Source organism: Arthrobacter sp. MDB1-55, from assembly GCF_059092925.1.
Map to the genome: position 1 here is coordinate 40511 of NZ_JBNHID010000002.1, position 12933 is coordinate 53443.

At 62.9% G+C, this 12933-nt stretch carries 13 protein-coding genes and 1 tRNA gene; 3 read left to right on the forward strand and 11 right to left on the reverse strand.

Annotated elements, in window-relative coordinates:
* Positions 1 to 1095: 1095 nt before the first annotated feature.
* The 3 genes from AC5RU3_RS07330 (at position 1096) to AC5RU3_RS07340 (ending at position 2691) form a co-directional block, all read left to right on the forward strand.
* Entirely contained in the window at positions 1096 to 1686 is a 591-nt protein-coding gene (locus AC5RU3_RS07330) for a site-specific integrase (protein ID WP_493965608.1), read from the forward strand.
* Positions 1687 to 1713: 27 nt separating this feature from the next.
* Positions 1714 to 1790, forward strand: a tRNA-Thr gene (locus AC5RU3_RS07335).
* Positions 1791 to 1896: 106 nt separating this feature from the next.
* The gene (locus AC5RU3_RS07340; protein WP_309069948.1) at positions 1897 to 2691 is read left to right on the forward strand and encodes an SDR family NAD(P)-dependent oxidoreductase; all 795 of its coding nucleotides are present in this window, start codon (positions 1897 to 1899) and stop codon (positions 2689 to 2691) included.
* Between the two features lie 5 nt (positions 2692 to 2696).
* Here AC5RU3_RS07340 and AC5RU3_RS07345 read toward each other — a convergent pair whose 3' ends face one another.
* The 11 genes from AC5RU3_RS07345 to AC5RU3_RS07395 all read right to left on the reverse strand — a co-directional run bounded on the left by AC5RU3_RS07345 (position 2697) and on the right by AC5RU3_RS07395 (position 12882).
* Entirely contained in the window at positions 2697 to 3278 is a 582-nt protein-coding gene (locus tag AC5RU3_RS07345) for a hypothetical protein (RefSeq protein WP_309069947.1), read from the reverse strand.
* A 9-nt stretch (positions 3279 to 3287) separates the two neighbouring features.
* Entirely contained in the window at positions 3288 to 4436 is a 1149-nt protein-coding gene (locus AC5RU3_RS07350; RefSeq protein ID WP_309069946.1) for a zinc-dependent alcohol dehydrogenase, read from the reverse strand.
* Between the two features lie 68 nt (positions 4437 to 4504).
* Positions 4505 to 6361 carry an amylosucrase gene (locus AC5RU3_RS07355; RefSeq protein WP_493965609.1) on the reverse strand — a complete coding sequence of 619 codons (1857 nt, stop codon included), beginning with the start codon at positions 6359 to 6361 and terminating at the stop codon, positions 4505 to 4507.
* Between the two features lie 99 nt (positions 6362 to 6460).
* Complete coding sequence (locus AC5RU3_RS07360) at positions 6461 to 7507, reverse strand: lactonase family protein (protein ID WP_309123813.1); 1047 nt, start codon at positions 7505 to 7507, stop codon at positions 6461 to 6463.
* Positions 7508 to 7616: 109 nt separating this feature from the next.
* Entirely contained in the window at positions 7617 to 8456 is an 840-nt protein-coding gene (locus tag AC5RU3_RS07365) for an aldo/keto reductase (RefSeq protein WP_493965168.1), read from the reverse strand.
* Positions 8457 to 8521: 65 nt separating this feature from the next.
* Positions 8522 to 8980, reverse strand: a complete 459-nt coding sequence (locus tag AC5RU3_RS07370; RefSeq protein ID WP_493965169.1) for a hypothetical protein — start codon at positions 8978 to 8980, stop codon at positions 8522 to 8524.
* A gap of 16 nt (positions 8981 to 8996) precedes the next feature.
* On the reverse strand, positions 8997 to 9647 hold the full coding sequence (locus tag AC5RU3_RS07375; protein WP_309069942.1) for a bacterial proteasome activator family protein: 651 nt from the start codon (positions 9645 to 9647) through the stop codon (positions 8997 to 8999).
* A 31-nt stretch (positions 9648 to 9678) separates the two neighbouring features.
* Entirely contained in the window at positions 9679 to 9933 is a 255-nt protein-coding gene (locus AC5RU3_RS07380) for a hypothetical protein (RefSeq protein ID WP_309123814.1), read from the reverse strand.
* 103 nt (positions 9934 to 10036) lie between these two features.
* Entirely contained in the window at positions 10037 to 10213 is a 177-nt protein-coding gene (locus AC5RU3_RS07385) for a YbdD/YjiX family protein (protein ID WP_309069940.1), read from the reverse strand.
* The gene (locus tag AC5RU3_RS07390; RefSeq protein ID WP_493965170.1) at positions 10213 to 12510 is read right to left on the reverse strand and encodes a carbon starvation CstA family protein; all 2298 of its coding nucleotides are present in this window, start codon (positions 12508 to 12510) and stop codon (positions 10213 to 10215) included. Before AC5RU3_RS07390 ends, AC5RU3_RS07385 begins: the two co-directional genes overlap by 1 nt.
* Positions 12511 to 12642: 132 nt before the next feature.
* The gene (locus AC5RU3_RS07395; protein WP_493965171.1) at positions 12643 to 12882 is read right to left on the reverse strand and encodes a hypothetical protein; all 240 of its coding nucleotides are present in this window, start codon (positions 12880 to 12882) and stop codon (positions 12643 to 12645) included.
* Between the last annotated feature and the right edge of the window lie 51 nt (positions 12883 to 12933).

A 12933-nucleotide genomic window follows, 5' to 3' on the forward strand; every position in this document is an offset into this window, starting at 1 on the left:
GCCACTATCATGTCCGCGGAATGCACGTCGGAATCGGCTGGTCTGTAGGCGGCCCGGAAGGTGAGTTCCGCGCACCCGAGCAGATAGACATTCATTTCGATGACGAAGAGTACTGGCACTTCTCCGGTGAGGAGGATGCCGGATACGACCCGGACGACGCCGTCAGCGGTGTAACAACCGCAGTACTGAGGTCCGTGCCGTTAGCACACGCAGCAGCACTGATGCGCGGACGGCACGAGGAACTCCTCGCTCTCAAAGTTCGGCAGCGCTTGGACCCGCTGCCAGCGCGAGCCAAGTCGAGCCGAGACTACGTTCACCTATCCATGGCTTACGTTTCCCTCAACCGAGGATCGTCGACAGAACCGATCCAGCGACTGGCTGAATGGACGGGCGAGAGTGCACATACATGGTCTGCTCGGCTCCAACGTGCTCGTTCGAAAGGAATTCTGCTCGGCAAGGGAAGACGAGCGCGAATAGCACCGGAGTATCACACTCTGAGCGCGGAAGTTCTTGATGAGCTTGAAGTGGCGAGGAGGCATTTTGGCGATCAATAAGCTCGCGAGCGGTGTCAAACGTTGGCAGGCAGACTGGACGGCGGCAGACGGGGCGCGCCGGCGGAAGCGCTTCTCCACGCGACGAGAAGCGGAGCAACATCTGCAGACGGTACTTCAGTCGCTCCGTGGTGGCACCTACATAGACCCAAAGCAAGCCAGCAAAACGTCCGTAGACCATCTCTATGGAGAATGGATAGAACGAATACGGACGGTCGGAGCAGACGGACGGAAGCCTGCGAGCGCCAAAACGGTCGACAACTATCGCCGCTTCTATGAGAACTACGTTCAGCCGCGCTGGGGAATGACCTCGCTCACTAACGTGAACTATGACCATACGGCGGAATGGATCCGCCGCCTCACAGGACGGGACGGCAAACCTGCGGGCGTTACCACCAGGCGTGAGGTGGGCCTGTTATTCGGCCGGCTAATGGGATTCGCTGTCAAACGGCGCCTCCTGGCTTCCAACCCCACGAAGGACCCACTCGGAAGGACCGACTACATCCCGGCCAAGTCGAAAGCACGGGACCACGTCTACCTATCGATGCCCCAGCTTGTTGCACTTGCGGTAGCTGCAGGAGAACATTCACTGTTCATCATGTTGGCTGGGGTATGCGGGCTTCGGTGGGGCGAGATCACGGCGCTTACTGGAGATGACGTCCAGCTAGGAAAGAACCCGTCTTTGAGCGTCACTAAGGCGTTCTCGGAGGTGGGCGGGCAGCTAATTCTGGGGCCTACGAAAGGCGGAGAGACTCGCACTGTCCCGATTCCCGCAATAGTCGCCGCTCGCCTAGGCACTCTTCTGGAGCAACTGGCTCCTCATGAGCGACTATTCAGCGGCGCTCGGGGGTCGGTCCTTCGAAATAGTACTTGGACGCGTCGGCACTACAGTCGTGCGATCGAGCGGGCTCGGGCAACGGACCCTAACTTTCCCCGGCCAACTTTCCACGATCTGCGACATACCGCGGTAAGTCTCGCTATAAGCTCGGGGGCGAATGTGAAGGTTGTCCAACGGATCGCCGGTCACGCTTCCGCGACCCTGACGCTAGATACTTATGCTGGCCTATTCGAGGAGGATCTTCACGACAGTGCACGGCGGTTGAATCATGCATTAACTGCTACCGGCTGGACTTAGGTGTCACTTTTTCGTCACCCAACGGCGGCCAATACCTGTTCCTATAAGGAATTACACTCTCACTTGTAATGAGAAGGTCGCCAGTTCGATTCTGGCAGGAGGCTCTTTTTGTGCCCTGTGCCGGGCTTGTTTCCCGTCTCCGCCCTTTCGCTCCGCTCCTCCCCGTACGAGAATAGGCAGCACGCTTACCTTTCCTGGGAGGATTCGGTCATGGAAACAGATCGCCCGCTTGCACTCATCACCGGCGCTTCGAGCGGTATCGGCTACGAACTGGCGAAACAGTTCCTTTCCAACGGCTTCGATGCCCTGCTGGTCGCCGAGGACGCGGAAATCACCACCGCGGCGAACTCCTTGCAAGACCTTGGCGGGCAGGTGTACGCCGAGCGCATCGATCTGTCAGAGCGCGAGGGCGTCGACCGCCTTTACTCCAGTCTGACCGCCCTGAAGCGGCCGCTGGAGGCTGCGGCGCTGAATGCCGGCATCGGCGCCGGCGGACCGTTTCTGGAGAACCGGCTGGAGGATGAGCTGCGCCTGATCGACCTCAACGTTGTGTCGACGGTCGCGCTCGCCAAGCGGGTGGCTACGGACATGGTGGCCCGCAACCATGGCAGGATTCTGTTTACCTCATCCGTGGTTGCACGTATGCCGTCGCCGTTCCAGGCTGTCTACGGCGCATCCAAGGCGTTCGTTCAGTCGTTCGGCCAGGCACTGCGTAACGAGCTGAAGGATACAGGCGTCACCGTGACCACTCTGCTTCCCGGCCCCACCGACACCGAGTTCTTCGAACGTGCAGATCTCATGGACACGCGGTTGGGAACTTCGAAGAAGGATGACCCGGCACTGGTGGCAGAGCAGGGGTTCAAAGGATTGATGGAGGGCGAAGGTAACGTGCTTGGTGGCTCCCTCAAGTCCCGGGCGATGGGGATGAGCGGCAATGTCACACCGGACGCTGCCGGGGCGGAAATGAACCGGAAGCTGAACGAGCCCGGATCCGCGCACTCGTAGGGCCGCTAGCGGCCGCGCCGCACCAGCTTCCTTGTGATCGCGAACGCTACCCCACCGGCGGCTACCCATGGACCTCCCACGATCAACGGGTCCAGCCACTGATGGTTGATATCGGAGCGCTTCACACCGAAACGTGACGCGACGCCGTGCGCGCTCTTCTCAGCCAGAACGCCGGTTTCCGTCACAGGGTTATCGGGTCGCGCGGACGCAAATGAACGCAGGTGGCTTTCCCAGGCGTCCACCCTGTCGCCGAGGATGAGCAACAGCCAGTGAGCCGCACGGCCCTCACTATAGGACGCATACGCATGACGGCGAATTGCACCGGAAACGCCCTTGAGCGGAACGGAGGTTCCGAACACGGGCGGAACGATGTCGTGTTCGATGGAATGCTCGCGGTTCTCGGCCCCGGGCTGCTGCTCAGGGAAATCCCAGTGCGCGCCCGTATGGAAGGGGGCCAGCTTCTCCCGCGGATAGGACGGGCGGTCCGCCGGATCCAGGTCTGCGCCCCAACCCGGGATGCGGGCGCGGAGCTCGTCACGGGTTTCGGTGTTCCTTGGCTTGTTGGCAACGTATGGCGTTGAGTGCACGGCGCTCTCCTAGCTTGCGTTCGGAACGATCAGGGGCTTGATGCAGTTGTCCAGCTTGGCCGAGAAGATGTGATATCCCTCGGCGATGTGCTCCAGTGGTATGCGGTGAGTAACGATGTCGTTAGGCTTCAGGTAGCCGTTGCGAATGTGTTCCAGGAGGCGCGGCCACTGGCGCTTGACCGGGCACTGATTCATTCGCAGGGTCAGCCCCTTGTTGACGGCGTCGCCGAATTTCACGGCACTGAAGATAGGTCCGTACGCGCCGACCACAGAAACGGTGCCACCCTTGCGGACCGAATCGATGGCCCAGTTCAGGGCGATGGGTGATCCGCCCTGAAGCTTGAGCTTGGTCCCGGTCACCTGCTGGAGGAAGTTGCCGTCGGCTTCGGCGCCCACCGCGTCGATCACGACGTCGGCCCCCAGATAATCGGTCGCCTTCTTCATCTCGACCACGATGTCGTCGTATTCGTTGTAGTTGTAGGTCTCAGCGTGCGCGAAGGTGCGGGCCTTTTCCAGCCGGTACTCAAGCTGGTCAATCACAATGACTCTGCCCGCCCCCATCAGCCATGCGGACTTTGCCGCATACAGTCCCACCGGACCTGCCCCGAAGACGACGACTGTGTCCCCCTCCACGATGTCACCCAGCTGAGCGCCGAAATAGCCCGTGGCGAGGGCATCGGTCATGAGGAGGGCGTCCTCATCCTCCAGCCAGTCAGGAATCAACGACGGTCCGACGTCCGCAAAGGGGACGCGCACATACTCGGCCTGGCCGCCGTCGTACCCGCCGCACGTGTGGGAGTAGCCGTAGATGCCTCCCACCGCGGTGGCATTCGGGTTGACGTTGTGGCAGTTCGAGTAGAGGCCGCGGGCGCAGAAGTAGCACGACCCGCAGTAGACGTTGAAGGGCACCATCACGCGGTCGCCCGGGCTCAGCGTCTGCACCGAACCACCTACCTTTTCGACCACACCGATGAACTCGTGGCCAAAGGTGGTTCCTACCCGGGTGTCCGGCATCATCCCGTGGTACAAATGCAGGTCCGATCCGCAGATCGCGGCTCTGGTTACCCGGATGATCGCATCGTTCGGATGTTCGATCGCAGGGATGTCTTTTTCTTCTACACGGACCTTATAGGGGCCGCGGTACACCATTGCTCGCATGGTCACCTCGCTGTCGGCTGCACGTCAGAATAGTAAGCATACTGTCGAAGTGCTCGCTCCGACAGGCCTTATCTGTTCGCGTAAGCGACCCGCAGCCAGACGAAGCTGCGCGGAGCAAGCTCGATACCGGCGTCCATGTTCTCCTGCTCGTGCGTCAGCAGATTGGCCGCCGTCCGGTTGAACCCCGATAAGACAGCCGGCGCCACGGCCTGCGGACTGTCACCGAAGTTGGCGAGCACCAGCACCGCTGTGCCTTCGCCGGGACGCTGATATCCGAGGACGTGCCGGTTCCCGGTCCGGAAATCCACCAGACAGGTTCCTTCAAACTCGGGGGTCGCTGCCCGGATGGAGATGAGTTCGGTCAAACCGGAGTAAACGGCGCCCTGCGGCGTGGAAGGATCCCTACGCTTCGCATAGCTGTCCGCGGGATAGTGCGGGCGGTGCACCCATCTGCTGTCGGCTTCATGACCCGGCTCAGCGGCATAGCCGTAATCGTTCCCCTGCGCAACCTCGTCGCCCAGATAAATCAGCGGAACACCGCCCGTGCTCAGGATGATCGAGTGGGCCAGGAGGATACGCTGCACCGCTGCCTCCGGTTCCGTTTCCAACCCGAGCAGTGACGCCGTCGTTCCCGAGATCCGGCAGTCGCCGGTCCTCGGGTTGTCTTGGAACGGAACCCCGTGAGCGAAGCTGCCCGGAAAGCGATTGACATAGAAGGAGTTGAGGAAGCGGCGGTGCTCGAACCCGTTGATGCCCAGCTCGGCAGCGTCTTCGTCGGCGAACGTCCACCCGATGTCATCGTGGCTCCGCACGTAGTTGATCCAGGATGTTCCCTCCGGGAGGTTATGCCTGCGTTCCAGCGCCTGCGAAAGGAGCGAAACGTCACGCGTGGCCATGGCTTCCCAGATCAACGCCATCTGTAGGGGGTTGTAGGAGAACTGACACTCCCCCGGATCAATGTATTCGGCGACCTGATCCGGATGGACGATCGCCTCGGACTTGAAGAGGAGCGAGGGCGCGGCGAGTCTGCACACCGCGTTGAAGGCCTGCAGGAGCAGATGCGCTTGAGGGAGGTTCTCGCAGGACGTACCCACCTGCTTCCAGATGAAGGCCACCGCGTCCATGCGGAGGACACTGATGCCCTGGTTGGCGAGGAAGAGCATTTCCTCCGCCATTGCACGGAAGACCTCGGGGTTCGAGTAGTTCAGGTCCCACTGGAAGCTGTGAAAGGTAGCCCACACCCAGCGTCCGTCGTCGAGCTGGACGAACGATCCCGGGTGGTCGTCGGGGAAGATTTCCCGGGCGTGGGACTCGAAGGCATCCGGCATGGTGCGGTCAGGGAAGATCCAGTAGTAGCCGCTGAAACGGGAGTCTCCCTCCGCCGCCTTGCGTGCCCAAAGGTGTTCATTGGACGTGTGGTTGAAGATGAAGTCGCCGACCAGTTTGATGCCTGCGCTGCGCAGCTCTGCGGCCAGTTCGCGAAGCTGAACCATTGTTCCCAGCCCGGGATGGACCTCTCGATAGCTCGAGACTGCGTAGCCGCCGTCTGAATTCGGCTCCGGGGCAAGGAACAACGGCATCAGGTGCAGATAGGTGAGCCCGAGTTCCTTGAAGTAGGGGATGCGGCTTCGTAACCCCTCGAGATTCTCCGCGTACCTGTCGACGTAGCAGACGCCTCCCAGCGCCTTGTTGGAGAGGTACCAGGCGATGTCATGCTCCTGGTCGTCGTCGACTTCTTTCAGCTCGGGAGGCCGCGCGACCCATGAACGCGCGGCGAGGAGCACGAGCTGTGTGAGCTGCTCCTGCCAATCGTTTCGGTCCCCGTACAAGGACTCGAAGAGCCGATACAAAGTAGGAAAATGCGCGTCGAGCCGACGGTTGAAATCCAACCAGTTCGCTTCGTCGGACTCGGCGTCGGAGCGCATGACGTCCCTGATGCGTGTGAAAGCGCCGTCCAGATCGTTCTCAACCATCGGTCCTCCAGCCGTGGGCGGGTGTGCGCTCCATCCTGTCAGACGCCGTGCTCAGCGTGCCGGGATGACGCAGGCAGGGGCGGGAAGGTTCAGCGAATGCACCTGGTCGACCTGGCCGGAAGCCTGGACGCACAGCACGTCGAGGGTGGACGAGCCCTGGTTCGCCACAACCACGAAGTCGGCCGCGTCATCCTCGGCAGGCACGACCGCGAAGTGCCGGGGCCATGACCCTCCCACCGGTGAATCCGAGAGATGCGTCAGCGTTTGCTCCCCCGAGACGGTGAAAACCGCGAGGACGTCGGGGCCGCGGGTTGCGGCGTACAACAGGTTCCGTGTCCCGGTGGACGCTCCGACGTCCACATGAGAGGGCTGGCTTGGCTGCCCGGCCGGCACGGAGGCGGCGAGGGCCGGAACTGGACTGAGGGGCAAATCGCTCCCGTCGGTACGAAGCACGTGCAGTCGTGAGTCCAGTTCACCAACGACGACGACGGCGCCTCCCGGCAGCGTTGTCATGTGGCGTGGCCCTGTGCCCGCCGCGAGCTGCACCACGACCCCGTTGGGACCGGACGCAGTGAACCTGCGCACTTCGTCGGTGCCCAGGTCACTCACCCACAGCTGCCCGTGGCCGGCGTCGTGAATGTAGTGCGCGTGCGGGCCGTCCTGCCGCTCCGGGTTGGGTCCGGATCCGGTGTTCCGGTATACCGCCGGGTCTTCAACCGGCTCACCCTGCTCGTTCAGGTCCAGCCGGGTGACGGCGCCGTCGCCGTAGTTGGCGACCCACAACCGTCCTTCCGTGACCCGGAGGTGACACGGGAAGGACCCGCCCGTCGCAACTGCACCCAGAAGATTCAGGCTGTCATCCTCGACGGCGAAGGCGCTGACGCTCCCCTGTTCCGCTTCCCGCACCGCATACAGCACAGGGCGGGAGGGATGCAGCGCGAGGAAGGAGGGCGCCGTCGTCGTCGCCAGCAGACGTTCGCCGGTCAGGCTCCCACTCCGCCGGTCGAGGGCAACCCGCCAGATGCCTTCCCCAGAGCCGGGCTCAGTGCCGTCGGCGGGATAGGTGCCAATCAGGAGGTCCACTGTTTCTGTGTGCATGAGGACCATTCTTCACACAAAAGTGCAGGCACTGCATGCGTTGACGGCAACGCGCGCAATGCCTGCACTTCCGGAATGAATCAGCCGCGACTGGCGCGGGACGTGCCGATCAGGCGAAGTCCGCCGTCGCCGGGTTGGCACCGATGCGGCCTGCCTCGCCCTTGTCGAGTCCGTTGATCGCTTCGATGTCTTCCTCAGTCAGCGAAACATCCAGTGCACCCCAGTTCTCGATGATGCGGGACTCGGTCACCGACTTGGGAATGACAACCAGACCCAGCGCGAGGTGCCACGCGAGCACAACCTGAGCGGGGGTAGCTCCCCGCTTCTCGGCGATGTCGGCGAGCACCGGGTCTTCGAGCAGGCCCTTCCCTGATCCAAGCGGTGACCAGGACTCATGCAGGATCCCCTTTTCCGCTTCGAAGGCGCGCAGTTCGGCCTGATTCAGGTAAGGGTGGGTCTCCACCTGGTTGATTGCGGGCACGACCCCGGTCTCGTCGATGATTTCCTGCAGCGCTTCGACGGTGAAGTTGGATACGCCGATGGAGCGCACCCGTCCGCGCTTCTGCAGCTCGACGAGCGCCTTCCAGGTGTCCACGTACTTGCCCTGCTTGGGCTGGAGCCAGTGGATCAGGTAGAGATCCAGCGTTTCCAGGCCGAGCCGCTGCATGGAACCCTCGAAGGCCTCGAGGGTGCTCTCGTAGCCCTGGTCTGCATTCCACAGTTTAGTGGTGATAAACAGCTCATCCGGGTTCAGTCCGGATGCTTCAATCGCCCTGCCCACACCTGCTTCGTTGCCGTAGATCTTTGCGGTATCGATGTGGCGGTAGCCCGCCTTGAAGGCGCGCCCGACGACGTCCTCCGCCGTTGCGTCGTCGACCTGCCAGACGCCATAGCCCAGTTGGGGAATGGTGCGGCCGTCGTTGAAAGTCAGGTTCGGTGAGGTGCTCATGGGTTCCTTTCGATGACTGATTGCTTCTTCGAACTGTGCTAACTCACGCCTGCCGGCAGGTATTCCTACGAACTGGTTCCTGACAGCAAACGTTCAGCTTCCGCCACATCCTCGGCAACGACGTCCGCCCGTCGCCGGACGTTCTCGAGCCCGGCCGATGCAATCCCCCAGCGCTCCCCGTCAAGACGGGCCATAGCTGCGGCCTCGGCTGTGGTTGCGAGCGCGTTGCCCGCGCGGGACAGTGCCCGGTGCACCTGAAGGAGCGCACCGGGTATGTCCAGACCCTCGCTGGGATGCCGGGAGTGCGCCACTACACAGCACTGGCGGACACGCGGCAGCAACTCTGCCAGTTCGTTGGCGAGACCGGCGAGGTCGTTGTAGACGTCGTCGTCCTCCACGCCTTCCAGGATCTGGTGATAGCGGTCGAGTCCGCGCCGGAAGCGGTCGTGGGCACGGCGCCACACTCCCGTGCCGAGCTCAGCATCATCCCTGCGGCCCTGGCGGGCCGCCGCAAAAAGTGCCACCTGCGCCTACCGGCGCTTACAGATACTGGCCCGGGCCATGGGTGTCGGGCTTCTGCGGCGGGTTCGCCGGCCTCGGGCCGGGCGCACGCCGCGGCTCACCGTCTTCACCCACGACGACGCCGGGCGCTATGACCGTGCCGGGCGGCAACTGCCGGAGCTGGAGCTGCGCCGCGAGTTGCTGGTTGACCATCTGCTGGGCGGCCAGGGCTGTCTGAATACCGTGGAAGAGGCCTTCGAGCCAGCCCACCAGCTGGGCCTGTGCGACACGAAGTTCAGCATCGGTGGGGACGGAGTCGTCGGTGAAGGGCAGGTTGATCCGGTGCAGTTCCTCGACCAGCTCGGGCGCGAGCCCGTCCTCAAGTTCACGCACCGACCGCTCGTGGATCTCGGCGAGGCGGCTGCGCCCGGCGTCGTCCAGCGGGGCGCTGCGGACTTCCTCAAGCAACTGCTTGAGCATGGTGCCGATGCGCATGACCTTGGCGGGCTCGTCCACCAGCTCGTGCAGCTTTGTAGGCTGGCTGCTTTCACCGCGGGATCCGCGGCCGTCGTTTTGTTCGGGGAGCCCGCGTCCGGCATCAAGTTTGCCGAGGAGAACCGGGCTTTCCTGGTTGTGCTTGGCCGCTTGTTCAGGAGTGACACTGATGTGCTCAGGCTGCTGTTCGGTCATAGGTTTATGCTCTCACGTGCCTTGAGGAGCGTCAGTCAGCCTCGTCCTGGTGGGCAAGCTCTTCCTCACGGCCCCTCTTGTACTCGCCGGCCGGGCTCATGCCCGGGACCTGTTGCCCGGCGTTGAGCTGCCCGGAGGTGAAGTGTCCTTCGGAGAATTCGGGGCCGCCGTCGTTCTCTTCCTGGGGTAGATTCACATCCTGGCGCAGATGCTGGTCCTCGGATTCAGCACCGGGGCTGGGTGCTCCGACGTCTTCGCGCAGATGCTCTGGAAGGTTCTCGGTCATCCCTCTAGCAAACCACGGGGGCTTGCCCGGCGCTAGGGAAGGGTCGCACAGCCGAGGCGGGCCCAACACAGTTGGACCCGCCTCAGATGCGCAGATTTCCGCCCTAGCAGCAGCGGCCCTCCGGATTGGCGTCCTGGCGATCAGTCTTGTCGCGCCAGAACTGCCGCTCCGTCATGGGAGGCTCGTTGCTGTGGGTCGCGGCATGGTGGTCGAGGTACTGCTGGTACGCGTTCTCGCCCATCACACCTTTGAAAAGCCAGATCAGCTCCTTGACGCTCATCAGTGACCTGCCCGTGCCGGTTTCCGGTCATGCGGAAGAGCGGCCCACTGCGCTTCGAGCTCCTTCTCGGCCGGAGTAGCGATCAGGCCCGCCGGAGCGTAGGTGCGGGACGGCACGGCGGGGTCCTCAGCGCTCGGTCCGCCGCCGGTTCGGTAGGCCTTGACGGTGGCGATGATCGCCGTCGCAATGACGATGATCGACAGCACCACGAAGACGATAGACAGCGTTCCCTGGATGAAGGTGTTGCGGACGACAGCTTCCATGGCGGCGACCGTCGGTGCATTGCCGAAGCTCTCCTCGCCGGCGGCCAGCGCGTTCCGGAAGGCAAAGTGGTTAGCCCAGTAGCCCACGGCCGGAACCGGAGAGAAGATCTTGAGGAACGACGCCGTGATGGTGACCACTGACGCGAAGGCCAGCGGCAGGGCGGGGATCCACAGGTACTTGAACGCGCCCTTCTTCGCACAGATCGCCATGCAGACCGCGAGCGCGATCGCCGCGAGCAGCTGGTTCGCGATGCCGAAGAGCGGGAACAAAGTGTTGATTCCGCCAAGCGGGTCGGTGACGCCCATGATCAGGATCGCGCCCCAGCCTGCCACCATGATGGCCGTACAAACCCAGGCACCCACCCGCCAGGAGGTGTCCTTGAACTTCGGCACGAAGTTGCCGATGCTGTCCTGCAGCATGAACCGCGCAACGCGGGTACCGGCGTCGACCGCTGTCAGGATGAACAAAGCCTCGAACATGATGGCGAAGTGGTACCAGAACGCCATCATGCCTGCACCGCCGACAAGTCCCTGCATGATCTGGGCAATGCCGACGGCGAGCGTCGGCGCACCGCCGGTACGCGAGACGATCGACTCCTCGCCCACGTTCGTGGCCAGGGTGCTCAAGGCTTCGGGGGTGAGATTCACTCCCGTTAGACCCAACCCGTTCACGAACGCCACGGCGCCTTCGATGGTGCCCCCGGTTGCCGCTGCGGACGAGTTCATCGCGAAATAAATGCCCCGGTCGATCGACAGCGCCGCCACAAGGGCCATGATCGCCACGAAGGATTCCATGAGCATGCCGCCGTAACCGATGAAACGGGTCTGGCGTTCCTTCTCGATCATCTTCGGAGTGGTGCCGGAGGAGATCAGCGCATGGAAGCCGGAAAGCGCTCCACAGGCAATCGTCACAAACAGGAACGGGAACAGCGTGCCCGGGACCACGGGGCCGTCGGCACGGCTCGCGAATTCACTGAAGGCGGGGACGTCGATTTCCGGCCTCACAATGACGATGGCGACCGCCAGCATGACGATGGTGCCGATTTTCATGAACGTCGAGAGGTAGTCGCGGGGTGCAAGGAGCAGCCACACCGGCAGAACAGCCGCAATGAACCCGTAGATGATGATGCCCCAGGCGATGGTGACGCGATCGAGGGTGAAGATCGCTACGCCCCAGTCGGTCTCAGCAATCCAGCCGCCCGCGATGATGGCAAGCATGAGCAGCGCGAAACCGATGAGCGAGACTTCCGTGACCTTACCGGGACGGATGTAGCGCAGGTACACGCCCATGAAGAGTGCAATCGGGATGGTCATCGATACGGAGAAGACGCCCCACGGGCTTTCACCGAGGGCGTTGACCACGACGAGTGCGAGGATCGCCACGATGATGATCATGATGGTGAGGGTCGCGATCAGGGCTGCAGTACCGCCGATCACGCCGAGCTCCTCGCGCGCCATCTGACCGAGCGAGCGCCCGCCCCGTCGCATGGAGAAGAACATCACGAGGTAGTCCTGGACGGCGCCGGCGAGGATGACGCCGATGATGATCCAGATTGTTCCTGGCAGGTAGCCCATCTGCGCAGCAAGGACCGGGCCTACGAGCGGGCCCGCGCCGGCGATCGCGGCGAAGTGGTGGCCGTAGAGAACCCGGCGGTCTGTAGCGGCGTAATCCTTGCCGTCAGCCTTGTACTCAGCGGGGGTGGCCCGGCGGTCATTGGGTTGCAGCAGTTTCCGCTCGATGAACTTCGAGTAGAACCGGTACGCGATCAGGTAGGTGCAGACAGCCGCGAACACGAACCACATTGCGTTGACCGTCTCGCCGCGGACGATCGCGAGCATGGTCCAGCTGACGCCACCGAGTAGCGCGATGCCTACCCAGATCGCAATTTTCAGCGGTGTCCAGCCGCGTTCTTCGGTATCCACATGCACCGCGGTCGGCGGCAGGTTCGGATCGTGCTGGAGGACATCAGTGTCCTCATCTCGTTCGACGCGGCGTGCCCCCGCCTGCTCGCGCCCGGGGTTGTTCTCACTCATGGTGCTCCCTTGTATGTGAGTGGCTTAACTCACTGAACGTAGCAGGGGAGCGAGTGCTGCGTCACAACTTTCTGCCCGCGCTGAAGAAACTTCGCTGAGCGGCGGGAACGATGAGGTGAACGGCTCGCGGTATCAGTGCGAGGGTTCGTCCCTACCGTCGCGGGAGTTGGAACCTTCGCTGAGGCTGGAGTGCGTATCTGTCCGCGGATCGGCTCCCTCGTCAGCGGTGTCCTGAGGATTGCTCTTGACGCCGTCGTTCACCTGGTCTGCGAGGTTCTCCGCCCAGCCCTCGGCAGCGCGCTCAAGCCCTGACTCGTCGTCCTTGCCCTGCGCCGCCCTGTCCGGCTCGCCGTCTGCCCTGTGCTTGGCCATGATTCCTCCTTGGAATTTCGGTGGATGCTAGCTTGTCACACCGTCAGGAAT